This window comes from Pseudomonas sp. W2-17 (assembly GCF_041060445.1).
In the GTDB taxonomy this organism is placed as follows: Bacteria; Pseudomonadota; Gammaproteobacteria; order Pseudomonadales; family Pseudomonadaceae; genus Aquipseudomonas.
This window is the reverse complement of record NZ_JAUFNS010000005.1, coordinates 19,579-42,999: the sequence shown is the minus strand read 5'-3', so window position 1 is coordinate 42,999 and position 23,421 is coordinate 19,579. Positions and strand designations below refer to the sequence as shown.

20 protein-coding genes are annotated in these 23,421 nt (G+C 61.3%); 11 read left to right on the top strand and 9 right to left on the bottom strand.

All coding sequences use genetic code 11. From position 1 onward, the window contains the following. The first annotated feature begins 256 nt into the window (after positions 1-256). From QWI20_RS07610 to gcvH, 4 genes are all read left to right on the top strand, one after another. Entirely contained in the window at positions 257-1,258 is a 1,002-nt protein-coding gene (locus QWI20_RS07610; RefSeq protein ID WP_369304937.1) for an extracellular solute-binding protein, read from the top strand. 201 nt (positions 1,259-1,459) lie between these two features. Then, on the top strand, positions 1,460-3,076 hold the full coding sequence (locus QWI20_RS07605) for an ABC transporter permease (protein ID WP_369304936.1): 1,617 nt from the start codon (positions 1,460-1,462) through the stop codon (positions 3,074-3,076). 154 nt (positions 3,077-3,230) lie between these two features. Next, a complete protein-coding gene (gene gcvT / locus QWI20_RS07600; RefSeq protein ID WP_369304935.1) occupies positions 3,231-4,313 on the top strand; it encodes a glycine cleavage system aminomethyltransferase GcvT in 1,083 nt (360 codons plus the stop codon). 67 nt (positions 4,314-4,380) lie between these two features. Further along, the gene (gene gcvH / locus QWI20_RS07595) at positions 4,381-4,764 is read left to right on the top strand and encodes a glycine cleavage system protein GcvH (protein ID WP_369304934.1); all 384 of its coding nucleotides are present in this window, start codon (positions 4,381-4,383) and stop codon (positions 4,762-4,764) included. Between the two features lie 97 nt (positions 4,765-4,861). Here gcvH and QWI20_RS07590 read toward each other — a convergent pair whose 3' ends face one another. Further along, positions 4,862-5,179: a DUF2388 domain-containing protein gene (locus QWI20_RS07590; RefSeq protein ID WP_065987516.1), complete on the bottom strand. Its 318-nt coding sequence runs from the start codon at positions 5,177-5,179 to the stop codon at positions 4,862-4,864. Positions 5,180-5,449: 270 nt separating this feature from the next. On the opposite strand from QWI20_RS07590, the gene QWI20_RS07585 reads away from it, so the two are divergent. Both QWI20_RS07585 and QWI20_RS07580 read left to right on the top strand, forming a co-directional pair. Continuing rightward, positions 5,450-6,220: a glucose 1-dehydrogenase gene (locus QWI20_RS07585; protein ID WP_369304933.1), complete on the top strand. Its 771-nt coding sequence runs from the start codon at positions 5,450-5,452 to the stop codon at positions 6,218-6,220. A gap of 14 nt (positions 6,221-6,234) precedes the next feature. Beyond that, on the top strand, positions 6,235-7,284 hold the full coding sequence (locus QWI20_RS07580; RefSeq protein ID WP_369304932.1) for an L-idonate 5-dehydrogenase: 1,050 nt from the start codon (positions 6,235-6,237) through the stop codon (positions 7,282-7,284). Here QWI20_RS07580 and QWI20_RS07575 read toward each other — a convergent pair whose 3' ends face one another. After that, positions 7,285-9,069, bottom strand: a complete 1,785-nt coding sequence (locus QWI20_RS07575) for a GspE/PulE family protein (protein WP_369304931.1) — start codon at positions 9,067-9,069, stop codon at positions 7,285-7,287. It lies immediately after the preceding gene. A gap of 112 nt (positions 9,070-9,181) precedes the next feature. Beyond that, positions 9,182-9,529: a hypothetical protein gene (locus QWI20_RS07570; RefSeq protein ID WP_369304930.1), complete on the bottom strand. Its 348-nt coding sequence runs from the start codon at positions 9,527-9,529 to the stop codon at positions 9,182-9,184. A 148-nt stretch (positions 9,530-9,677) separates the two neighbouring features. On the opposite strand from QWI20_RS07570, the gene QWI20_RS07565 reads away from it, so the two are divergent. After that, entirely contained in the window at positions 9,678-10,148 is a 471-nt protein-coding gene (locus QWI20_RS07565; RefSeq protein WP_369304929.1) for an Lrp/AsnC family transcriptional regulator, read from the top strand. A 420-nt stretch (positions 10,149-10,568) separates the two neighbouring features. Here the strand turns inward: QWI20_RS07565 and QWI20_RS07560 are convergent, their stop codons facing one another. Further along, positions 10,569-11,936 carry an inorganic triphosphatase gene (locus QWI20_RS07560; RefSeq protein ID WP_282365777.1) on the bottom strand — a complete coding sequence of 456 codons (1,368 nt, stop codon included), beginning with the start codon at positions 11,934-11,936 and terminating at the stop codon, positions 10,569-10,571. A gap of 166 nt (positions 11,937-12,102) precedes the next feature. On the opposite strand from QWI20_RS07560, the gene argE reads away from it, so the two are divergent. Beyond that, positions 12,103-13,251 (top strand): acetylornithine deacetylase, encoded by a 1,149-nt coding sequence (gene argE, locus QWI20_RS07555; RefSeq protein ID WP_369304927.1) that lies wholly within the window; start codon positions 12,103-12,105, stop codon positions 13,249-13,251. A 149-nt stretch (positions 13,252-13,400) separates the two neighbouring features. After that, positions 13,401-14,699 (top strand): amino-acid N-acetyltransferase, encoded by a 1,299-nt coding sequence (gene argA, locus QWI20_RS07550; RefSeq protein WP_192171348.1) that lies wholly within the window; start codon positions 13,401-13,403, stop codon positions 14,697-14,699. A 279-nt stretch (positions 14,700-14,978) separates the two neighbouring features. Here argA and gshA read toward each other — a convergent pair whose 3' ends face one another. The 3 genes from gshA to QWI20_RS07535 all read right to left on the bottom strand — a co-directional run bounded on the left by gshA (position 14,979) and on the right by QWI20_RS07535 (position 19,470). Next, positions 14,979-16,565: a glutamate--cysteine ligase gene (gshA, locus tag QWI20_RS07545; RefSeq protein ID WP_369304925.1), complete on the bottom strand. Its 1,587-nt coding sequence runs from the start codon at positions 16,563-16,565 to the stop codon at positions 14,979-14,981. A 197-nt stretch (positions 16,566-16,762) separates the two neighbouring features. Continuing rightward, positions 16,763-17,146 carry a PaaI family thioesterase gene (locus QWI20_RS07540; protein WP_192171346.1) on the bottom strand — a complete coding sequence of 128 codons (384 nt, stop codon included), beginning with the start codon at positions 17,144-17,146 and terminating at the stop codon, positions 16,763-16,765. After that, the gene (locus QWI20_RS07535) at positions 17,146-19,470 is read right to left on the bottom strand and encodes a Tex family protein (protein ID WP_369304923.1); all 2,325 of its coding nucleotides are present in this window, start codon (positions 19,468-19,470) and stop codon (positions 17,146-17,148) included. The genes QWI20_RS07540 and QWI20_RS07535 overlap by 1 nt, the downstream gene beginning before the upstream one ends. 280 nt (positions 19,471-19,750) lie before the next feature. Between QWI20_RS07535 and ompR the strand changes: the two genes are divergently transcribed. Both ompR and QWI20_RS07525 read left to right on the top strand, forming a co-directional pair. Further along, positions 19,751-20,491 (top strand): two-component system response regulator OmpR, encoded by a 741-nt coding sequence (gene ompR, locus QWI20_RS07530; protein ID WP_065987440.1) that lies wholly within the window; start codon positions 19,751-19,753, stop codon positions 20,489-20,491. A gap of 166 nt (positions 20,492-20,657) precedes the next feature. Continuing rightward, the gene (locus QWI20_RS07525; protein WP_369304920.1) at positions 20,658-21,971 is read left to right on the top strand and encodes an ATP-binding protein; all 1,314 of its coding nucleotides are present in this window, start codon (positions 20,658-20,660) and stop codon (positions 21,969-21,971) included. A 77-nt stretch (positions 21,972-22,048) separates the two neighbouring features. On the opposite strand, the gene rimK is transcribed toward QWI20_RS07525, so the two are convergent. Together rimK and QWI20_RS07515 are read right to left on the bottom strand one after the other, a co-directional pair. Then, entirely contained in the window at positions 22,049-22,954 is a 906-nt protein-coding gene (gene rimK / locus QWI20_RS07520; protein WP_065987438.1) for a 30S ribosomal protein S6--L-glutamate ligase, read from the bottom strand. After that, positions 22,951-23,415, bottom strand: coding sequence for an ATP-dependent zinc protease (locus QWI20_RS07515; protein WP_172613008.1), 465 nt, complete (start codon positions 23,413-23,415; stop codon positions 22,951-22,953). The genes rimK and QWI20_RS07515 overlap by 4 nt, the downstream gene beginning before the upstream one ends. Between the last annotated feature and the right edge of the window lie 6 nt (positions 23,416-23,421).

Genomic DNA, 23,421 nt, shown 5'->3' with positions numbered 1-23,421 from the left:
TTCTGTCCGCGCGCTTCACTGTGGGACCTTCGTTAGCCGGCAAGAGGCCAGCTTGAACGCCATCAGATTCGCGGCGTAACGAATGGCGCTTTCCCGGCTGAAGCCGCTCCCACTGAAACCGCGCGCATTCAGGGATTCACCGCCGGCACTCCGCAACATCCAGTAACGGCTCAATCCTGACTTCGGTTGAGATGGCAGATGCGATTCACTACCATTTCGCCTCGTTTTTCCCCTCTCTCGAATCAGGAGAACCTGCATGCAGGCGAGCAAGCGTCTTTTGGCTGCCCTGGCATTAATCGTGCTCGGCAGCACCGCCCAGGCCGCAGATGAAGTGGTGGTGTATTCCTCCCGAATCGATGAGCTGATCAAACCGGTGTTCGACGCCTACACCGCCAAGACCGGCGTGAAGGTCAAGTTCATCACCGACAAGGAAGCCCCGCTGATGCAGCGCATCAAGGCCGAGGGCCAGAACGCAACGGCTGACCTGCTGCTCACCGTCGACGCCGGCAACCTCTGGCAAGCGGAACAGATGGGCATCCTGCAACCGTTCACTTCGCCGGTCATCGACGCGAACATTCCCCCGCAATACCGCTCTTCCACCCACAGCTGGACCGGCCTGAGCCTGCGCGCGCGGACCATCGCCTACTCCACCGATCGCGTCAAACCGGAAGAACTCACCACCTACGAAGCGCTGGCCGACAAACAGTGGGAAGGACGTCTTTGCCTGCGTACCGCCAAGAAGGTCTACAACCAGTCGCTGACCGCCACGCTGATCGAAACCCACGGCGCCGAGGCGTCTGAAAAGATTCTCAAGGGCTGGGTGAACAACCTCTCGACCGACGTGTTTTCCGATGACATCGCGGTGCTGGAAGCCATCAATGCCGGCCAATGCGACGTCGGCATCGTCAATACTTACTACTACGGTCGCTTGCACAAGGACAATCCCGATCTCGCCGTGCGCCTGTTCTGGCCCAATCAGTCGGATCGCGGCGTGCACGTCAACCTTTCCGGCATCGGCCTGACCCGGTACGCGCCCCATGCCGATGCCGCCAAAGCGTTGGCGGAATGGATGACGGGCCCCGAAGCCCAGACGATATTCGCCGGCACCAATCAGGAATTCCCGGCCAACCCGAAAGTCGCACCGTCTGAAGAAGTGGCAAGTTGGGGCGCATTCAAGGCGGACACGATCCCGGTTGAAGTGGCCGGTCGGCGGCAGGCCGAGGCGATTCGCATGATGGACCGCGCTGGCTGGAATTGATCTTTCGCGAAAGACGCCCGGGTCACGCCGGTTTTGCATCCTGGTGAAGATCCTGTGGGAGTGAGCTTGCTCACGAAGACGGCATTTCAATCGCTGGAGATCTAGCGGATGTGCCGGCCTCTTCGCGAGCAAGGTGGAGCGCCACCCCGGTCGCTCCCACCGAGGGCTTCGTCAATCCGCAACTCTCCATGAGTATCCCCTTTGGCCCACTCCCCCCAGCGTCGCTGGTACCCTCTGGTTTTCACCATCGCCGCGCTGGTGCTGCTGCCGTTAAGCGTGCTGCTGTTTTCCTGGCAAACCATCGATCAGCAGATCTGGTCCCACCTCTGGGAAACCCAGATGCCACGGTTGCTGGGCAACACCCTGACGCTGGTGCTCGGCGTCGGGCTGGGCGTTACGCTCCTGGGCGTGAGTCTCGCGTGGCTGACGGCGCTGTGTGAGTTTCCGGGGCGACGCTGGCTGGACTGGGCGCTGATGCTGCCGTTTGCCATCCCGGCGTATGTGCTGGCGTTCGTGTTTGTGGGATTGCTGGATTTCGCAGGCCCGGTGCAGACGCTGTTGCGCGAGTGGTTCGGCTCAGGCCTGCGTCTGCCGCGAGTGCGCTCGACCGGTGGCGTGATCATCGTGCTGGTGCTGGTGTTTTACCCCTACGTCTATCTGTTGGCGCGCACCGCATTTCTGGCGCAGGGCAAAGGCCTGATGGAGGCCGCCCGCATTTTGGGGCAGTCGCCGTGGCAAGCGTTCTGGCGCGTGGCATTGCCCATGGCGCGGCCGGCGATCGGTGCCGGGGTCGCATTGGCGTTGATGGAAACCCTGGCGGATTTCGGCGCTGTGTCGGTGTTCAATTTCGACACCTTCACCACCGCGATCTACAAAACCTGGTACGGCTTCTTCAGCCTGTCGAGCGCGGCGCAACTGGCGAGCCTGCTGCTGTTGGCCGTCATGGTCCTGCTGTACGGCGAGCATCGCGCACGGGGGGCGAGCCGACCGAGCAACGAGCGTCCGAGGGTCAAGGCGCTGTATCACCTGCGAGGCCTGAAAGCAGCCGCCGCCAGCACATGGTGTGGGCTGGTGTTCGCCTGCGCGTTTGTGGTGCCGCTGCTGCAGTTGATTGTCTGGGTCTGGCAGCGCGGGCGTTTCGACCTCGACGAGCGCTACGCCGGGTTGATCCTGCACACGCTTTATCTGGGCGGCATCGCTGCGCTGGTCACGGTGTGCGTCGCGATGATTCTCGTGTTTGCCCGGCGCCTCGCCCCCACTCGCGCCATCCGCTCTGGCGTCAGCCTCGCCAACATCGGCTACGCGCTGCCCGGCTCTGTGCTGGCAGTGTCGATCATGTTGGCGTTCAGTTATCTCGACCGGGAACTGGTCGTGCCCTTATCCACCTGGATGGGCGGTGCTGGCCGGCCGCTTTTGCTGGGTAGCCTGGGGGCGCTCGTGCTGGCGTATCTGGTGCGCTTCATTGCGGTCGCCTACGGGCCGCTCGAGAACAGCTTGTCGCGCATTCGTCCGTCATTGCCCGAAGCCGCGCGCAGTCTGGGGGTCAGTGGGCCACGATTGTTTTTCAGGATTTATCTGCCGCTGCTCATACCCGGCACGTTGAGCGCTGCGCTGCTGGTCTTCGTCGACGTCCTCAAGGAAATGCCCGCGACGCTGCTCATGCGCCCGTTTGGCTGGGACACGCTGGCCGTGCGCATCTTCGAAATGACCAGCGAAGGCGAGTGGGCGCGTGCGGCTTTGCCTGCACTGACGTTGGTACTGGTCGGGCTGCTCCCGGTCATCGGTTTGATCAGACGTTCGGCTAAGCCGATTGGTTAGGTGCGGGGTCCCAACCTTGCGGCTACAATGCGCCGCAATCGACTCGGTCTGTCAGACAATTCCTCAAATTAGCAAAGGTTTCAGACCCCAATTCACGGGGGATTTGCGGGATTGCCAGTGACTGCGTCTTCGCCACGCCCGGAAGGAGAAACCCATGGGACAGCGTACGCCCCTCTTTGACCTGCACCTCGCGCTCGGCGCGAAGCTGGTCGATTTTGGTGGTTGGGACATGCCCTTGCACTACGGATCGCAGGTCGAGGAGCACCATCAGGTGCGCCGGGATTGCGGGATTTTCGACGTGTCGCACATGCATGTGCTCGATGTATCCGGCAGCCAGGCCAAGCCTTGGCTGCAACATCTGCTGGCCAACGACGTCGGCAGGTTGCAACAGACCGGGCAGGCGCTTTACAGCGCGATGCTCGACACCCACGGCGGTATCGTCGACGACATGATCGTCTACCTGACCGACGAGGGTTATCGACTGGTGGTCAACGCCGCCACCGGCGACAAGGACCTGGAATGGATGAATGCCAACCTTTCCGGCTACGACGTGCGCGTCAGGCACCGCTCGGAGCTGGCTATGCTCGCCATTCAGGGGCCAAACGCCCGGCAGAAGATCGGCGAACTGGTTAACCAGGAACGCACCGCGCTTATCCACACCCTCAGGCCCTTCGAAGGCCAGCAGGAAGGCGGCTGGTTCATTGCCCGCACGGGTTATACAGGTGAAGACGGCCTGGAGATCATCCTGCCCGCCACCGAAGCCTGCAGTTTTTTCAACGACATGGTCGGTGCTGGCATCTCGCCTATCGGTCTGGGCGCCCGCGATACGCTGCGGCTGGAAGCGGGCATGAATCTGTACGGTCAGGAAATCGACGAGCAGGTTTCGCCGCTGGTCTCCAACATGGCCTGGACGGTCGCGTGGACGCCTGAAGACCGAACGTTCATCGGGCGTGCTGCACTCGAGGCAGAGCGCGCGCGAGGCATCTCCTCAAGACTTGTAGGGCTGGTCCTCGAAGAGCGGGGCGTTTTGCGTGCTCATCAGGTCGTCCGAATAGCGGAAGTTGGCGAAGGAGAGATAACCAGTGGTAGTTTCTCTCCTACGCTAAGCAAGTCGATCGCGCTGGCGCGAGTGCCGATGGCCACCGCAGACCGTGCCGAGGTGGAAATCCGGGGCAAGTGGTACCCGGTCCGAGTGGTTCGACCCGCATTCGTGCGTCACGGCAAGGCCCTGATTTAACCCTGATTTGAAAAGCCATCCCTGGCGGGTTTTTCCGCTGACCTGATGAAGTAGAGAGGATAAGAACATGAGCACTATTCCCGCCGAACTGCGTTTTGCCGAGAGCCACGAGTGGGCGAAGCAAGAGGGTGATCTGATCGTTGTCGGTATTTCCGATCATGCGCAGGAAGCGCTGGGTGACGTGGTGTTCGTCGAGCTGCCTGAGGTGGGTAAGGTTTTCGCGGCCCCTGGCGATCAGGCCGGTGTCGTCGAGTCGGTAAAGGCTGCGTCTGACATCTACTCGCCCGTGGCCGGCGAAGTTGTTGAAGTCAACGAGGCGCTGGCCGGTGAGCCAGAGGCATTGAACAACTCGCCTTACGATTCGTGGATCTTCAAGGTCAAGCCCGCCAATGCCGCAGACCTGGGCAAGCTGCTTGATGCAGCCGGCTACAAGGCACTGATCGGCGAATAAGCCCATCGGTCAGGCACAAAAAAGCCGCTCAATTGAGCGGCTTTTTATTGGGAGCGAGATTGGCGTTATGCCGCCAACCCATCCCGACAGGTCTGACTTATTGCTCGGCAACCAGGTTCTTCGCCAGGATGGCGTTCGCCAGGTCCATGTCCGATGCCTTGAGGGCCGGGTTGTCCTTGCGCACCTGGTCCATGGCGGCTTCCAGGTATGGGCCACGGATTTCGCCGTTGCTGGCGACGAAGCTGCCAGCATCGTCTTGTGCAGCGACGATTAGCTTATGGTGACGGAAGGTGAGGTAGGTGGAACCGGTTGTCGCACCAGACGAAAGCACGTCCCGCAGAAAACCGTCGGCCATTGCTGAACCGACCGGCAGGGAAAGCAAGGCTAACGTGGCTACAGCAAGTTTAAGACGCATGACGGGTACTCCGATGTTGGTTTGTTCTGAAACGATTTGATACGCCATCTCCCGTTCTAGTTCCCCATGCGCAGGGCTTCATAGCGCAACGACCTGCCACGTCGTCTCGTCCGGGAGTTGATCAACGTTCGGAGGGTCATGGTTGATGACGGTGGGAAGTTGATCGGGCAGAGTACGATGACTGCAATCTGCGCGGCTTCTGTGTTTGATCGGAACAAAAGCTGGCGCAGCCCATCGAGATTCAAGCCGCAAAAACAATTGGAGGGCGTCATGGCTGTTCTGGAAAGTTTTCGTCTCGACGGCAGGGTGGCGCTGATCACCGGCTCCAGCGCAGGCATCGGTCTGGCGATCGCCCGGGGCCTGGCCGAAGCAGGCGCCACGGTCGTGCTCAACGGCCGCAACGCCGAGACGCTGCAATCGGCCGCCCAAGCCCTGGTAGCGGAGGGGCATGCAGTTCACACGCAGAGTTTTGACGTGACGGACAGCAAGGCGGTCGCCGTTGCGGTTCAGGAAATCGAAGAACGCGTCGGGCCGCTGGAAATCCTGGTCAACAACGCCGGCATCCAACGGCGCGGGCCGCTGGCGGATTTTCCCGAGGCGGACTGGCATGAGCTGATGCGTACCAACCTGGACAGCGCCTTCTTCGTGGGTCAGGCCGTCGCGCGCTGCATGATTCCTCGTGGGCGCGGGCGCATCATCAACATCTGTTCGGTGCAGAGCGAGCTGGGCCGACCGGGTATCGCGCCGTATACCGCGAGCAAGGGCGCGCTGAAGATGCTGACCAAAGGCATGGCGATCGACTGGGGCCCGTTCGGTCTCAACGTTAACGGGATCGGGCCGGGCTACTTCAAGACCGAGCTCAACGCTGCGCTGGTGGCCAACACTGAATTCAGTGACTGGCTGGTGCAACGCACGCCGAGCCGTCGCTGGGGCGAAGTGTCGGAGCTGGCGGGCGCGGCGGTGTTCCTGGCCTCTGACGCGGCCAGCTTCGTCAACGGCCATATCCTTTACGTCGACGGTGCCATCACGGCATCGCTGTAATCCGGAGAACGATCATGCAAGCGATTGTCTGCCATGCCGCGAAAGACCTGCGTGTCGAGCCCGGTACCGAAGCGTTGCCGTTGTCTGCCGGCCAGTTGCGCGTTCGCGTTGCTCGCGGCGGTATCTGCGGCTCGGATCTTCACTACTACCAGCACGGCGGATTCGGTGCCGTTCGGCTGAAAGAGCCGATGGTCCTCGGCCATGAAATTTCGGCAGTCATCGAGGAAGTCGGCGACGCGCAGAGCGCTTTCAGCGTCGGGCAACGGATTTCCGTGTCGGCGTCGCGGCCGTGCGGAGACTGCAAATACTGTCACGAAGGCCTGCTCAACCATTGCCTGAACATGCGTTTTTACGGCAGCGCGATGCCGTTTCCACACATTCAGGGCGCCTTCCGCGAGCACTTGGTGATCGAATCGAGCCAGGCCCATGTGCTGGCGTCGACCACGACGCTGGCTGAAGGCGCCCTGGCCGAGCCCCTGTCGGTCGGGCTTCATGCGATCCAGCGCGCCGGCGGCGTGTTCGGCAAGCGCGTGCTTGTGACCGGCTGCGGCCCGATAGGCAACTTGCTGATCGGCAGCCTGCGCGCAGCGGGTGCGTTGCAGATTATTGCCGCAGATCTGAGCGACAGCGCGCTGGCCTGCGCGCGCCGCATGGGTGCCAGCGAAACCCACAATCTGCGCGACGAGCCCGAAGCACTGGCGCGCTATACCGCCGACAAGGGGTATTTCGACGTGATGTTCGAGGCCTCCGGCAGTGCACAAGCCCTGCGCGATGGCCTGACCTGCATGCGACCGCGTGGGGTTGTGGTGACAGTCGGGCTCGGGGGCGATGTGGCAATTCCGCTGAACCTGGTGGTGGGCAAGGAAATCGACCTGCGCGGCACCTTTCGCTTCCATCCCGAGTTCGCCCAGGCGGTGGACTTGCTCAATCGCAAGGTGATCGACGTGACCCCGGTGATCTCCCACACCCTCGCGTTTCAGGACGCGGTCCAGGCATTCGAGCTGGCCGGGGACAAGCAGCAGGCGATGAAAGTCGTGCTGGATTTCGGGGTTCCGGACCAGTAACTAACGCTGCTCGCTCTGCGGTGTCACGCGTAGCACCTCTTCAACCGTCGTCAGCCCCGCTGCGACCTTTTGCGCGCCGGACAACCGCAGGCTGCGCATGCCGTCCTTGAATCCCTGGCGACGCAACGCCGTCAGGTCCAGGTCCGCCGTGATCAGCGACTTCACGGCGTCGGACATCAGCATGATCTCGTACACCCCCGCACGCCCGCGATAACCCGTGTCGCGGCACTCCGCGCAACCCACTGCCCGGTGCGCGCCGCTTGGCACGGGCGCCTGCCAAGGCCGCGTCAGGGTTTGCCAGTCCACCTCATCCATTTCGATCGGCGCCTTGCAGTGCGGGCACAGCGTACGCACCAGACGCTGGGCCATCACGCCCAAAATCGTCGCTTTAAGGAGGTAATGCGGCACGCCCAGCTCCAGCAGACGGCTGATGGCGCTGGGCGCGTCGTTGGTGTGCAGCGTCGACAGCACCAAGTGACCGGTCAACGCCGCCTGAATCGCCATTTCTGCGGTTTCCAGGTCGCGAATCTCGCCGATCATGATGATGTCCGGGTCTTGTCGCATCAGCGCGCGCACGCCGCTGGCAAAGGTCAGGTCAATATTGTGCTGCACCTGCATCTGATTGAACGCAGGCTCAACCATCTCGATCGGGTCCTCGATGGTGCAGAGGTTTACTTCCGAGGTCGCCAGCATCTTCAGCGTGGTGTACAGCGTGGTGGTCTTGCCGGAACCGGTAGGGCCGGTCACCAGAATGATGCCGTTGGGCTGGCGCGTCATGCCCTCCCAGCGACGCAGGTCATCGCCGGAGAACCCGAGTTGGTCGAAGTCCTTGAGCAGCACTTCCGGGTCAAAAATCCGCATGACCATTTTTTCGCCGAAGGCAGTGGGCAGCGTCGACAGCCGCAGCTCCACCTCGCCACCGTCTGGCGTTTTGGTCTTCACTCGGCCGTCCTGGGGCTTGCGCTTCTCGGCCACGTTCATCCGGCCAAGGCTTTTCAGGCGGCTGGTGACAGCCATCGCCACCTGGGGAGGGAATTGATAAACGTTGTGCAGCACGCCATCGATGCGGAAACGGACGGTACCGGCTTCACGGCGGGGCTCGATGTGAATATCGCTCGCCCGCTGCTGGTACGCGTACTGGAACAGCCAGTCGACGATATTGACGATGTGCGCGTCGTTGGCGTCCGGCTCCTGATCGCTGGCGCCGAGCTTGAGCAACTGTTCGAAGTTGCCCATGTTGCTGATTTTCTGATCGCTGGCGCTTGCGCCGCTGACCGATTTCGCCAGCCGATAAAACTCGACGGCCAGTTTCTGCACGTCGACAGGATTGGCGACGACGCGCTTGATCGGCATCTTCAGCACGTGGGTCAGGTCGGCTTCCCACGCATTCACGTACGGTTGCGCGCTGGCGATAGTCACCGCGTCGCGATCGACGTCCACCGCGAGAATCTTGTGGCGCTGGGCAAAGGCGTAGGACATCAACGGGGTCACGGCGGCGACGTTGATCTTCAGAGGGTCGATGCGCAGGTACGGCTGGCCGGCTTGCTCAGCCAGCCAGGCGGTCAGGGTTTCGAGGTCGAGTTTCTTGCCGGGCCGCTTGTGGTTGTCGAACTGCTGGGTGGCGATGAGTTCGAGCGGGTGGGCGTGGAGGTTCTGCGCGGCTCGGCGCAGCGTGAGCGCATATTCGGCGTTGTCCTGATCGAGGTATCCCTGGGCGACGAGGTCACGCAGTACTTCGTTCAGATCCAGCCAGCGGTCCTGAGATGATGAGGCGAGGACGGACATGCGGGCTCCTTGAGACGAGACGGCTTACTTCGGTGTTGAGCAAGAGTAGTCCCAAGCGTGCCAGTTGTTGCGCCCTGCCGGTAGCGAAGCGTTGCCAATATTTTCGGAGCACTCAACTGGCGGCGAGTGAGACGGCCTCGGTTACGACGTGCAAATCGCCCATGGGTTCAAGTTCGACCGAGCAAACGCTGACGAGGTTGCGCATTTTTTCACCAATCACTTGAGCGCGGTGCCACGTCATGCCACCCACCTCAATGCTCACCATCAGCATGCCTTCCTGCTGCAGCACACTGACCTGTTGGGGAATCAGGTACTGCATCGCGAACAGGTTGAGCAAGCGGCAGAGTACGTCAGCTTCTGCTTCGGTAAGGATTTGGTATCGCGACAGGCAGTGAGCGTTGCTGAACGACCAGACGTCGTGGCGAAACGGAACAGGGCTGACGGTTTCGAGATGTGGCATGGGATACCTCCTGGCAATCTCGTCGTTGCAATGGCGTTGAATGGCAGAAAGTTTTACACGCCGAAAAAGAAATTACTGATCGAAGATGCGCTGTATTAGGCTGGATGCGACTTGTTTATGTGCGGCAGCCTACTTTCAGGAATTGACTATGCAAATTGCGCTGGATGCTTATGATCGGAAGATTCTCGCGCTGCTGCAGGAGGATGCGTCGCTGTCCAGCGCGCAGATCGCCGAGCAGGTCGGCCTGTCGCAGTCGCCTTGCTGGCGGCGGATCCAGCGGCTCAAAGATGAAGGCGTGATCCGGCGGCAGGTGACACTGCTGGATCGCAAGAAAATCGGCCTGAACACGCAGATATTTGCGGAGGTAAAACTCAACGCCCACGGTCGGTCCAATTTCACCGAATTCACCGAAGCGATCCGTGGCTTTCCCGAAGTGCTGGAGTGTTATGTGCTGATGGGGTCGGTGGACTTTTTGCTGCGCATCGTCACGCCGGACATCGAAGCGTACGAGCGATTCTTCTTCGAAAAACTCTCGCTGGTGCCGGGGATTCAGGAAGTGAATTCGACAGTGGCGCTGTCGGAAATCAAATCGACGACGAGCTTGCCGATTGGCAGATAGGGAGCCAATCCCCGGCTGGAGCCGGTCTCACTGAAACGCTGCGTGCATTTAGTGGGACCGGCTTCAGCCGGGAAAGCGTCGGTGGGTACACCATAAAGCTGACGGTGTGAAAACCGGCCTCTTCCCGGCTAAAGCCGGTCCCACTGACACACCGCGTGCATTTAGTGGGACCGGCTTCAGCCGGGAAAGCGTCGGTAGACACACCATAAAACTGAGGTGCTGCCACTGACCTCTTCCCGGCTAAAGCCGGTCCCACTGACACACCGCGTGCCTTTCGTAGGACTGGCTTCAGCCGGGAAGGCGTCGGTAGGCACACTGCGAAATTGAGGTGCTCAGGCTGGCCTCTTCCCGGCTAAAGCCGGTCCTACGAAACAGCGTCAGCCCTACCAACCGCGCCAGCCGTCCCATCTATACGGCGTCTTACAACTTCAACAATGTCTTCCACGCGCGGCTTTGCAGCACGGTGATGGTTTGCTGGACGCGTGCATCGAGTATTTCGTCGGTGATATCCAAATGCGCCAGTTGCTCGAGCTTGTTCAACTCGCCGTACAAGCGATCCAGCTCCGGCAGGTCAAGCGCCTGGCGGGCGTAATGCAGCCACACCTGAATGCGCTCGATGCGTGGCAACTGCTCGGCCAGATCTTCCGGCTGCTGCTGGTAGCGCGGCAGGTTCAGCGCGGTCGCCTCATCACCGAGGAAGCGCGGCACCCAGCTGCTGAGCATTGCGTGGCCCTGACGATTGCCACGGTTGTTGCGCTCGACCGTCCAGCTGCGCGCCATCAACCAGCGCGACGTGGTCAGCGAGAACAGGCCCCAACGGGTGTCCTGCAGCTCTTCGATGAACTGCTCATGGGCAGCGGCGCGCACATCGCCATCTTCCTGACCGGCGAGCACCAGCGTGCGCCAGTCTTCCAGCAAGGCGTCCAGCGCGGCACGCAGGTCATGGGTCGTGGCACGCGGAGCGGCTTGGCCGAGGCTGCCGGCCAGGGCGCGCAGTTCAGCGAGCACTTCGACCCACTCCTGCAACAGGCTCCAGTGACCGTTAAAGCGGTATTGTTCGGCCAGACGCTGGCTGCTGCCGAGCAGGAACCAGGCGATGGCGCTGAACGCGTCGTCTACCGAGAGTTCGCCATGCAGCTCCGGCGTCGGCAGCTTGATCGAGTAGCTGCTGGCGTCGAACAGACGATAGCCACGTTCGGCCTTGCTGATATCGCAGGGCATCAGCGGCAGTTTCTCGGCCAGCTCTGCGGCCAGTTCCAGCAGCGCGGCCGGGTCGCCTTCGCGCAATTCCAGTTCCAGCTCGCAGATTTCTTCCTGCTGCTTGCCGGCGACCACCTTGCCCAGGTCCAGCGCTGCCTCGATCACCACCTTGGACTTGCCACGGCCCCAAGCGATTTCCGCTTTTTCGCGGACGAAATCAGTGGTGAACACCGGTTTGATGGTTTTTTTGTCCAGATCCGCCAGTTGCTCGGGCCAGCATTCGCCGTCGAGCTTCTTCAGGTCCAGCTTGGCCTTGGGCACGTCCCAGTTGTATTCGTTACGCTCGGACAGGCCTGCGACGCTCTGGCCGCGGGTCTTGAGGGTCTGAATGATTGCGTCGCCGTCGCGGCGCAGGCGCAGCGCAACTTTGGCATGGGCCAGCTCACGCTCGGGGGTGTCGAAGTACTGATTGAACAGCTCCAACCGCTCCCAGCCACCCTTGTTGCGTTTCTTCAGCAACGGGTGCTCGCGCAGGGCTATGAGGGTTTCGCGGCTGACGCGGAGTTTGATTTCGGTTTCTTTCTGCATGGCCGGAGAATCCAAACGCTCTATCGCTGATAACAGGGGTCGCAGCCGGAATCGACACAGCTGCGTGGGCCGTGCAGTGTACAGGACATCAACCGTGACAGTTTATTCAAGCGGGGCAATCGACCTATGATGGTCCGCGTGTCGCACCCCATCACCGGAGTCGCCTATGCCGTTGCCGTCCATGAAAGACCAGTTCGCCGCCCTGATCGCCGCGCCATCTGTGAGCTGTACGCAGCCTGCGCTCGACCAGTCCAATCGCGCCGTCATTGATCTGCTGGCAAGCTGGCTGGGCGACCTGGGTTTCGCCTGCGACATCCAGCAGGTGAGCCCCGGCAAGTTCAATCTGCTGGCGACGTATGGCACCGGCCCCGGCGGGTTGGTGCTGGCGGGCCACAGCGATACGGTTCCTTACGACGATGCATTGTGGAAAACCGATCCGCTGAAGCTGACCGAAGTCGACGGCAATTGGGTAGGACTGGGCAGCTGCGACATGAAGGGCTTCTTCGCCTTGGCCATCGAAGCGCTGCAGCCACTGCTCGATCAGCCGTTCAAGCAGCCGCTGATCATCCTCGCGACCTGCGACGAAGAAAGCTCGATGGCCGGTGCCAAGGCATTGGCTGCGGCGGGCGGTGTGCTGGGACGCGCGGCAGTTATTGGCGAGCCGACCCGTCTCAAGCCGGTCCGCCTGCACAAAGGCGTGATGATGGAGCGCATAGAGATTCTCGGTCGCAGCGGTCACTCCTCGGACCCGAGCCTGGGGCGCAGCGCCCTGGAAGCCATGTACGACGCCATCGGCGAGCTTAAAGGCCTGCGCCGACAGTGGCAGGAGCAATACCGCAATCCGCAGTTCAGCGTGCCGCAACCGACCCTGAACTTCGGCTGCATCCATGGTGGTGACAACCCAAACCGGATCTGCGGGCAATGCTCGCTGGAGTTCGACCTGCGCCCGCTGCCGGGCATGGACCCTGAAGTGCTGCGTGCTGCGATTCGGCAGAAACTGCAGCCCGTCGCCGAGCTGCATCAGGTGCAGATCGACTATGCGCCGCTGTTTTCGGAAGTGTCCCCCTTTGAAGAAAGCGCCGATGCGGAACTGGTGCGAATCGCAGAGCGTCTGACCGGTCATACGGCCGAAGCGGTGGCATTTGGCACCGAAGCGCCTTATCTTCAGCGCCTTGGTTGCGAAACCATCGTGATGGGGCCCGGGGACATTGCCTGTGCGCACCAGCCCGGTGAATATCTTGAAATGTCACGTTTGCAGCCTACAGTGCGTCTGTTACGTCAATTGATCGAACATTACTGCCTGGCGACCTCTTGAGTGCGCCCACGTGCTGCTGGAGTCAGGCCCTGTCTTAGAACGACCCGAAAAGGAGAGTACGCGTGTTGCGATGCCTGTTCCGACGATAAAGCTCATGCCGTCTTGAGTGTTTCCACCCTTCGTCCATCCACTACAGGCTCCTTTCGGATATGCCCGATTACGTCAATTGGCTCCGCCACGCGTCTCCCTACATCAATGCCCACCGGGATTGCACCTTCGTCGTCATGCTTCCGGGCGATGGCGTCGAGCATCCAAACTTCGGCAACATCGTCCACGACCTCGTGTTGTTGCACAGCTTGGGCGTGCGCCTGGTACTGGTTTACGGCTCCCGCCCGCAGATCGAAAGCCGCCTGCAAGCGCGCGGCCTGACGCCGCATTTCCATCACGACATGCGCGTGACCGATTTCGCCACGCTCGAATGCGTGATCGACGCCGTCGGCGCCCTGCGAATCGCCATCGAAGCGCGTCTGTCGATGGACATGGCTGCTTCGCCGATGCAGGGCTCGCGGTTGCGCGTGACGGGTGGCAACTTTGTCACGGCGCGTCCGATAGGCGTCCTTGAAGGCGTTGATTTCCAGCACACCGGCGAAGTGCGCCGCATCGACCGCAAGGGCATCAGTCGGCTGCTCGACGAGCGCTCTATCGTGCTGCTCTCGCCGTTGGGGTATTCGCCTACCGGCGAGATCTTCAACCTGGCCTGTGAAGATGTTGCGACGCGCGCGGCCATTGATCTGGGGGCGGAAAAGCTGCTGCTGTTTGGTGCCGAGTCAGGCTTGCTGGACGAACAGGGCCGATTGGTCCGTGAGTTGCGTCCGCAACAGGTTCCCGCGCACCTTCAGCGCCTGGGCAGCAACTACCAGGCGGAGCTGCTGGATGCGGCGGCCCAGGCCTGTCGCGGTGGCGTGGCGCGCAGCCATATCGTCAGCTATGCCGAAGACGGCGCGCTGCTCTCCGAGCTGTTTACACGCACGGGCGGCGGCACACTGGTGGCGCAGGAGCAATTCGAACTGGTGCGCGAAGCGTCGATCGGCGACGTTGGCGGGCTCATGGACCTCATCACGCCGCTGGAAGAGCAGGGGATTCTCGTGCGTCGTTCGCGGGAAGTGCTGGAGCGGGAAATCGAGCAGTTCAGCGTGGTCGAGCGCGAAGGCCTGATCATCGCCTGCGCAGCGCTGTATCCGATTGCCGATTCCGAAGCGGGTGAGCTGGCGTGTCTGGCAGTGAACCCCGAGTATCGCCACGGTGGGCGCGGCGATGAGCTGCTTGAGCGCATTGAAGAACGCGCCCGTGCGCTGGGTCTGAAAACCCTGTTCGTCCTCACGACGCGTACTGCGCACTGGTTCCAGGAGCGCGGTTTCGAGGCCAGCAGCGTTGACCGCCTGCCGAGCGCCCGTGCGTCGCTGTACAACTATCAGCGTAATTCGAAGATTTTCGAAAAGGCGATCTAAGCAAAGTGCGCGTCTGGGTCTAGAGCCAGACGCGCATGTCGGATGGGGCGATACTTGTGAGAGATTCTCTGTCGGCCAGGCGCCACGTTTTCGCGCAGTAAACACGGTACCTGTGGGAGTGAGCTTGCTCACGAAGACGGCATTTCAGCCGCTGAATACTTAGCGGGCGTTCCTCTCTCTTCGCGAGCAAGCTCGCTCCCACAATTTCGTGCGCCGGCATACACATCTGCGGTGTTGTTTGATGAGAGCGGGCTCCCACCGTTTCCAGCGGGAATGGCGTCAGTTACTGATCGCCAGAATGCTCGCCTGATACGCACCCACAAACGTATCGAAGTCCACTTTCTCCTCGGTCTGTTCCAGCTCCGCTTGCTGAGCCAGGGACTCACGCGCCTTGGTCTCGAAATGCGTCTGGTCCTCGGCACTCAGCGGATTGCTGCGGAAATGATCAGCGTGAACCTGCGACTGGCGCAGCGAGAAAGCCGTGAAGCCTTCCTTGTGCTCGGTCATCGCCGCCAGCACTTGTGCCGAAGGCGTGAGAGAGGTATCCGCCACTTTCGCCCGCTGAACGTCCAGCGACTTGACGTGCTGATCCGTGCCCTGGCTGGCATCGAGCAGCTGACAGATCGGCCTGATCGTGTCCAGCATCTCGTTGGCCCAGACTTTCAGGTCGATCGTCGTATCGTTGCGGTTCAGTTGCAGGCCGGGACGACGACCTTCCTTGACCACGGTCAGGAAGTTCGTGCTGGCGTTGCCGCATTCGTTGTTCGCCAGCTGCGGGCTGTCGTGCAGCGCGCAATACAGAATGAACGCATCAATGAAGCGCGACTGCTGAAGGTCGATGCCGACCGGCAAGAACGGGTTGATGTCCAGGCAGCGGACTTCCACGTACTGCACGCCGCGCGCGACGAGCGCCTGAATTGGGCGTTCGCCGGAATAGGTGACGCGTTTCGGGCGGATCGTCGAGTAGTACTCGTTCTCGATCTGCAGCACGTTGGTGTTGAGCTGAATCCACTCGCCATCCTTGTGCGTACCGATTTCGACGTAAGGCGCGTAGGGCGTTGCCACCGCACGACGCAGGCTGTCGGTGTAGGTCAGCAGATCGTTGTAGCAAGGCGTCAGGTCCGCCTGGGCATTGCTCTGGTAACCCAGATCGCTCATCCGCAGGCTGGTGGCGTAAGGCAGGTACAGCGTATCGGCGTCGAACTGCTCAAGCTGATGCGAGCGGCCGCGCAGGAAGCTGGCGTCCAGCGCCGGCGAAGCGCCGAACAGGTACATCAGCAGCCAGCTGTAACGGCGGAAGTTGCGAATCAGGCCGATGTAGCTCTCGGACTGGAAATCGCGGTTATCGCCTTCGAATTTCGCGTCCTGCTTGAGCACGGGCCAGATGGCCTCGGGCAGCGAGAAGTTGTAATGAATGCCCGCGATGCACTGCATGGTTTTGCCGTAACGCAGGGCAAGGCCCTGACGGTAAACATACTTGAGCTTGCCGATGTTGGAGGTGCCGTAATAGGCAATCGGAATATCCGCTTCGGCCGGCAGCGGGCACGGCATCGAAGGGCTCCAGATGTATTCGCTGCCCAGTTTGCTGTAGGCGAAGCGATGGATCTTATCCAGGCTTTCCAGCGTGTCAGCCGGGTTGGCCAGAGCCGGAGTGATGAACTCCAGCAGCGACTCGGAGTAATCGGTGGTGATTTGCTCGTTGGTCAGCGCCGCCCCCAAGGCTTCCGGGTGCGGTGTTTGCGCCAGGCGGCCTTCGCCCGTGACGCGCAGGCATTCACGCTCGATGCCGTGCAAGCACTTCTCCAGAAGGGAGAGGTTGGAGTGCTCGCCAAGCAGAGTCAGGCGGCGGTTGAGAAGTTCGCTCAAGTTGGAATCCTTCACGCGTCAGTCGGCCCTATATGGGGGCGATATGGCGGTCTACAAGGGTGAAGAAAGGAACTGGCGTTTTCGCCTCGTCGATGGCCCTAACGCCGATGCCCGTCGCTGATCGTTCCTACAAGGAAATCAGATAATTTCGACACTGCTGAACAGTGCCGAAATTAACTCATAACGCTATCGGACAGCTAGACGATCGCGAACGTGCCCTGCGCTTTGGCAACCAGCTTGTCGTTCTGGCGAACGTCGGCTTCGACCACCAGCGTTCGACGTCCGGCATGCAGCACTGTGCTGGTGCAGATGACTTCGCCCTCGGCCACGGCGCGCATGTAATTGATTTTGCATTCCACGGTAACGCTTTGCTTGTCGAAGCCATGGGCGCTGGAGCAGGCCAGCCCCATAGTGATGTCGACCAGACTGAACAGCGCGCCGCCATGCATGACGTTACCGCGGTTGCGCAGGTGCGGTTCAAGCGGCAGAGCGACGACGGCAACGCCTTCGTCCAGTTTCACTACCCGGCAGCCGAGCGTCTTGAAATAGGCGCTCTGGGTCAGCTCATCAGGGATATCCATCAGCGCTTCTTCAATTGCTTAGCGTTGGCGAACAGCGACGCCATCGGATTGTTGCTCGGCGCCGGGGTCGAGGCTTCCTTGCGAGGGGCATTGCTTTGCTGCTGACGCGGCGCGGCTCCCGGACGGGCACCGCGAGCGCCGTCGACTTTCTCCCCCGGCGTGTCGCTCATGCGCATCGACAGACCGACGCGCTTACGCGGGATATCCACTTCCATCACCTTGACCTTCACTACATCGCCGGCTTTCACTGCCTCGCGAGGGTCCTTGATGAACTTCTCCGAAAGCGCAGAGATGTGCACCAAACCGTCTTGATGCACGCCGATGTCAACGAACGCGCCAAAGTTGGTGACGTTGGTGACCACGCCTTCCAGGATCATGCCCGGCTGAAGATCCTTCAAGTCTTCGACGCCGTCCTGGAACTCAGCGGTCTTGAACCCCGGACGCGGGTCGCGGCCCGGTTTTTCCAGCTCTTGCAGGATGTCGGTGACGGTCGGCAGGCCGAAGGTTTCATCCGTGAATTTCTTCGGGTCGAGACGCTTCAGAAAGGCAGCGTCGCCGATCAGCGAACGGATGTCGCGATCGGTCTGGGCGGCAATGCGCTGCACCAGCGGATACGCCTCAGGGTGAACGGCTGACGAGTCCAGCGGGTTGTCACCGTTCATGACACGCAGAAAGCCTGCGGCCTGTTCGAAGGTCTTCTCGCCCAGACGCGGGACTTTCTTCAGCGCTGCACGGGTCTTGAACGCGCCGTTCTGGTCGCGGTGGGCAACGATGTTCTGCGCCAAGGTGGTGTTCAAGCCGGAAATCCGCGCCAGCAGGGCCACGGATGCGGTGTTCACGTCCACACCCACGGCGTTCACGCAGTCTTCCACCACCGCGTCGAGGCCACGGGCCAGTTTGAGCTGCGACACGTCATGCTGGTACTGGCCAACGCCGATGGATTTCGGGTCGATTTTCACCAGTTCAGCGAGGGGATCCTGCAAGCGGCGTGCGATGGAGACGGCGCCACGGATCGAAACATCGAGGTCCGGGAATTCCTTGGCAGCGAGTTCCGACGCCGAGTACACCGAAGCGCCCGCTTCAGAGACCATGACTTTGGTCATCTTCAGGCCTGGATACTTTTTGATCAGATCACCCGCCAGCTTGTCAGTTTCGCGGCTGGCGGTGCCGTTGCCGATCGCGATCAGGTCAACCGAGTGCTTGGCGCACAGGGCTGCCAGCACGGCGATGGTCTGATCCCACTGGTTTTTCGGTACGTGGGGGTAAACCGTGGCGTAGTCCAGTAGTTTGCCCGTGCTGTCGACCACGGCCACCTTGCAACCCGTGCGCAGGCCTGGATCGAGGCCCAGCGTGGCGCGTGGCCCCGCCGGTGCGGCCAGCAACAGGTCGTGCAGGTTGTGAGCGAATACGTTGATCGCTTCGGTTTCGGCACCTTCGCGCAGCTCGCCGAGCAGGTCGGTTTCGAGGCTGGAGTACAGCTTGACCTTCCAGGTCCAGCGCACGACTTCGGCCAGCCACTTGTCCGCAGGGCGGTTCTGATTCTGCAGGCCGAAGCGCTCGCTGATCATCATTTCGCAGGGGTGCAGGGTGCCGGGCAGCTCTTCGCCGACTTTCAGCGCCGAGCTCAGCACGCCCTCGTTGCGACCCCGGAAGATCGCCAGCGCACGGTGCGACGGCATGCTCTTGAGCGGCTCGTCGTGTTCGAAGTAATCGCGGAACTTGGCGCCTTCTTCCTCTTTACCCGGCACTACACGGGCACTGATCACGGCTTCGTGCTTGAGGAAGCTGCGCAGCTTCTCCAGCAGCGTCGCGTCTTCGGCGAAACGCTCCATCAGAATGTATTTGGCGCCTTCGAGCACGGCCTTGACGTCGGCGAAACCTTTTTCGGCATCAATGAAGCGCGCAGCTTCGGTTTCCGGGGTCAGGGTTGGATCGTTGAAGATGCTGTCGGCCAGCTCACCCAGACCGGCTTCCAGTGCGATCTGGCCTTTGGTGCGGCGCTTCTGCTTGTACGGCAGGTACAAGTCTTCAAGGCGGGTCTTGGTGTCGGCGAGCTTGATCTCGCGCGCCAGTTCAGGGGTCAGCTTGCCTTGCTCTTCGATGCTGGCAAGGATGCTGATGCGGCGCTCGTCGAGTTCGCGCATGTAGCGCAGGCGCTCTTCCAGATGACGCAGTTGCGTGTCATCGAGGCTGCCAGTGACTTCCTTGCGGTAACGAGCGATGAAAGGCACCGTTGAGCCTTCATCCAGTAGCGCGACGGCCGCTTCGACCTGTTGCGGGCGGACGCCGAGTTCCTCGGCGATGCGGCTGTTGATACTGTCCATAAAACCACCTGGCAAATGTGTGTGCATTAAATCAGCGGCTGGCGAACCGCCTTGAACGAGCGTTGCCTGACCTTGAAGGCGGCGCATTATACCCAGTGAGCCCTGAATAGGGGATCGGCCCGTCGATACGCCGGTTTTAGCCCGCGCAGCCGCGGCGAATCGCCCTCAAGTGACTGAGCGCGAGCACCCATGTGGATTCAGGAAAAATCTGCTAACAATGCACACGGTGCGCATAACTGCAGCTACGCCATAATGCGCGCCGAGATCAAAGGAGCTTCCAATGAGCAGCACTGCACAAACGGCTGAAGGCGAGAAAATCCTCATCGTTGACGATGACCCTGGCTTGAGCAGCCTGCTAGAACGCTTTTTCAACAGCAAGGGCTACCGCGCCCGGGCTGTGCCCAACGTGGAGCAAATGGATCGGCTGCTGGCGCGCGAAGTGTTCCACCTCGTGGTGCTGGACCTGATGCTGCCGGGCGAAGACGGCCTGTCCGCCTGCCGCCGTCTGCGCGCCGCGAACAATCAAGTCCCCATCATCATGCTGACCGCCAAAGGCGACGAGCTCAGCCGCATCAAGGGCCTCGAGCTCGGCGCCGATGATTACCTCGCAAAACCTTTCAACCCTGACGAGCTGATGGCCCGCGTTCGCGCCGTGCTGCGTCGTCAATCCGCACCCGTACCCGGCGCACCCGCCACGGAAGACGAAACCGTCACCTTCGGCGACTACGCTCTGTCGCTCGCCACCCGCGAGCTCAAGCGGGGCGACGAAGTGCACATGCTCACCACCGGTGAATTCGCCGTGCTGAAGGCATTGGTCATGCACGCCCGTGAGCCTCTAACGCGGGACAAACTGATGAATCTGGCCCGTGGCCGCGAGTGGGACGCGCTGGAGCGCTCCATCGACGTCCAGATCTCCCGCCTGCGTCGTCTGATTGAAGTAGACGCTGCCAAGCCGCGTTACATTCAGACGGTCTGGGGAGTGGGTTATGTTTTCGTGCCAGACGGTGCCAACAAGCAGTAACGGCAAGTTCGACGGTAACCTGTCGGGCCTGTCTCACGCCCGCCTACGTTAGCCAGTCACCTCGATGTTCGCGAAAGCGGCCATTGGCGTGACTGGTTTTTGCTGTGTCATGTGTTCCGCAAATTCGCGAGCCCGGCTCGCTTCCGCAAAGTGTGTAGCTGCTGTTATGAAGACACCGCTCTGGTTCCCGCAAAGTTTTTTCTCCCGCACCCTGTGGCTGGTGCTCATTGTCGTGCTGTTTTCGAAGGCGCTGACCCTCGTCTATCTGCTGATGAACGAGGATGTTCTGGTCGATCGCCAATACAGCCACGGCGTTGCACTCACTTTGCGGGCTTACTGGGCGGCCGATGAGAGCGACCGGCAGACCATCGCCGACGCCGCCGGGCTGATCCGCGTGGTGGGTGGCGGCGTACCGGAAGGCGAGCAGCACTGGCCGTATTCCGAAATCTACCAACGGCAGATGCAGGATGAATTGGGCGCGGACACCGAAGTGCGCCTGCGTGTCCACGCGCCCCCTGCGCTGTGGGTGAGGGCGCCGAGTCTCGGCGATGGCTGGCTGAAAGTGCCGCTGTACCCGCATCCGCTGCGCGGGCAGAAAATCTGGAGCGTGTTGGGCTGGTTCCTGGCGATCGGCTTGCTCTCGACCGCCTCGGCGTGGATCTTCGTCAGCCAGCTCAATCAGCCGCTCAAGCGTCTGGTTTTTGCCGCCCGCCAGCTGGGGCAGGGCCGCAGTGTGCGGTTGCCGGTGGGCGACACGCCCAGCGAGATGACCGAGGTGTACCGCGCGTTCAACCAGATGGCCGAAGATGTGGAGCAGGCAGGGCAGGAGCGCGAGCTCATGCTGGCCGGGGTGTCCCATGATTTGCGGACGCCGCTGACGCGCTTGCGCCTGTCACTGGAATTGATGCCGACCAACAACGAGTTCATGGAAGGCATGGTCCGCGACATCGAAGACATGGATGCCATTCTCGATCAATTCCTGGCATTCATCCGGGACGGGCGCGATGAAGAGGTCGAAGACGTCGATCTGGTCGAGTTGGTCCACGAAGTGGTGGCGCCGTACAACAACCCGGTCGAGCAGGTCCGACTCTGTCTGGAGTCCATTCCGCCGTTCCCGCTGCGGCGGGTTTCCATGAAGCGGCTGCTCAACAACCTCATTGGCAATGCCATGCACCACGCAGGTGACGGCGTTGAAGTGGCGGCCTATGTTTCCGGCGACAGCGGTGCGCCTTACGTGGTGCTGAGCGTGCTGGATCGGGGTATGGGGATTGATCCGTCGGAGCTGGAGGGCATTTTCAATCCCTTCATCCGTGGTGACCGCGCCCGAAGTGGCAAGGGGACGGGGCTTGGCCTAGCGATCGTCAAGCGCATTGCAGCGATGCACGGCGGCAATGTCGAGTTGCGCAATCGTTCGGGAGGCGGGCTGGAGGCCAGGGTTCGGTTGCCGTTGGGGCTATTGCTGCCGCGGGATGCCGATTGACTTGTTACTGATTCTGACTGGAGGCCTTGGGCGGCGTGCTCGCGACCAAAGCCTCCGTGCAGAAACGGGCTTAGGCGTTAGCCCTTGCCCTTGGTGCGGGTCATGTGCGGCCCGCCGTTTTTCTCGATGTACTCGATGATTATTCCCGCGACATCCTTGCCGGTGGTGGTTTCAATGCCTTCAAGACCTGGCGACGAGTTCACTTCCATCACCAATGGCCCGTGATTGGAGCGCAGGATGTCGACACCCGCGACACTCAGGCCCATGACCTTGGCGGCCCGAATGGCCGTCATGCGTTCTTCGGGGGTGATCTTGATCAGGCTGGCGGTGCCGCCTCGATGCAGGTTGGAGCGAAATTCCCCGGGCTTCGCCTGACGCTTCATCGAAGCAATGACCTTGTCACCCACCACGAAGCAGCGGATGTCCGCACCACCGGCTTCCTTGATGTACTCCTGCACCATGATGTCCTGCTTCAGACCCATGAAGGCCTCGATCACAGACTCAGCCGCTGTCGCGGTTTCGCACAGCACCACGCCGATGCCTTGCGTGCCTTCGAGCACCTTGATCACCAGGGGCGCGCCGTTGACCATCTGGATCAGGTCAGGGATGTCGTCCGGTGAGTGAGCAAAGCCGGTGACGGGCAAGCCAATGCCGCGTCGCGACAACAACTGCAGCGAGCGCAACTTGTCACGGGACCGCGCGATGGCGACGGATTCGTTGAGCGGGAACACGCCCATCATTTCAAACTGACGCAGCACGGCGCAGCCGTAGAAGGTCACGGAAGCGCCGATGCGCGGTATCACCGCATCAAAGCCTTCCAGGGGTTTTCCTCGGTAGTGGATCTGCGGCTTATGACTGGCGATGTTCATATAGGCACGCAGGGTATCGACCACCACGACCTCGTGGCCGCGCTGAATGCCCGCTTCGACCAGACGACGAGTTGAATACAGACGCGGGTTTCGCGAAAGCACAGCGATCTTCATGCAGCACCTGTGGCAGAGAGATTTGAAGCCGGGAAGACCGGCTTGTCCTGAATATAAGTAACACCCGGATTGACCACCAACTGGCCGTCAATCAGGGCTTTGGAACCCAGCAGCAACCGGTAGCGCATGGCCTTGCGACAGGCCAGCGTGAATTCCACCGGCCAGACCCTATCCCCCAGCGCCAGAGTCGTCCGAATGACGTAGCGAACCTGAGCGTGGCCGTTGGAGCTTTTGATGGTTTTCATCGCCACCAGTTGAGCCTCGCAGCGACGATGACGCAGCTGCACCACCGTCCCCAAGTGCGCGTTGAAACGCACCCATTTTTCGCCGTCCCGTTCGAACGGCTCGATTTCAGTCGCGTGCAGGCTGGAGGTGCTGGCCCCGGTGTCGATTTTCGCGCGCAGCCCGGCGACGCCCAGATGGGGCAGCGCCACCCATTCGCGGAGGCCGATGACCGTCAGATGATC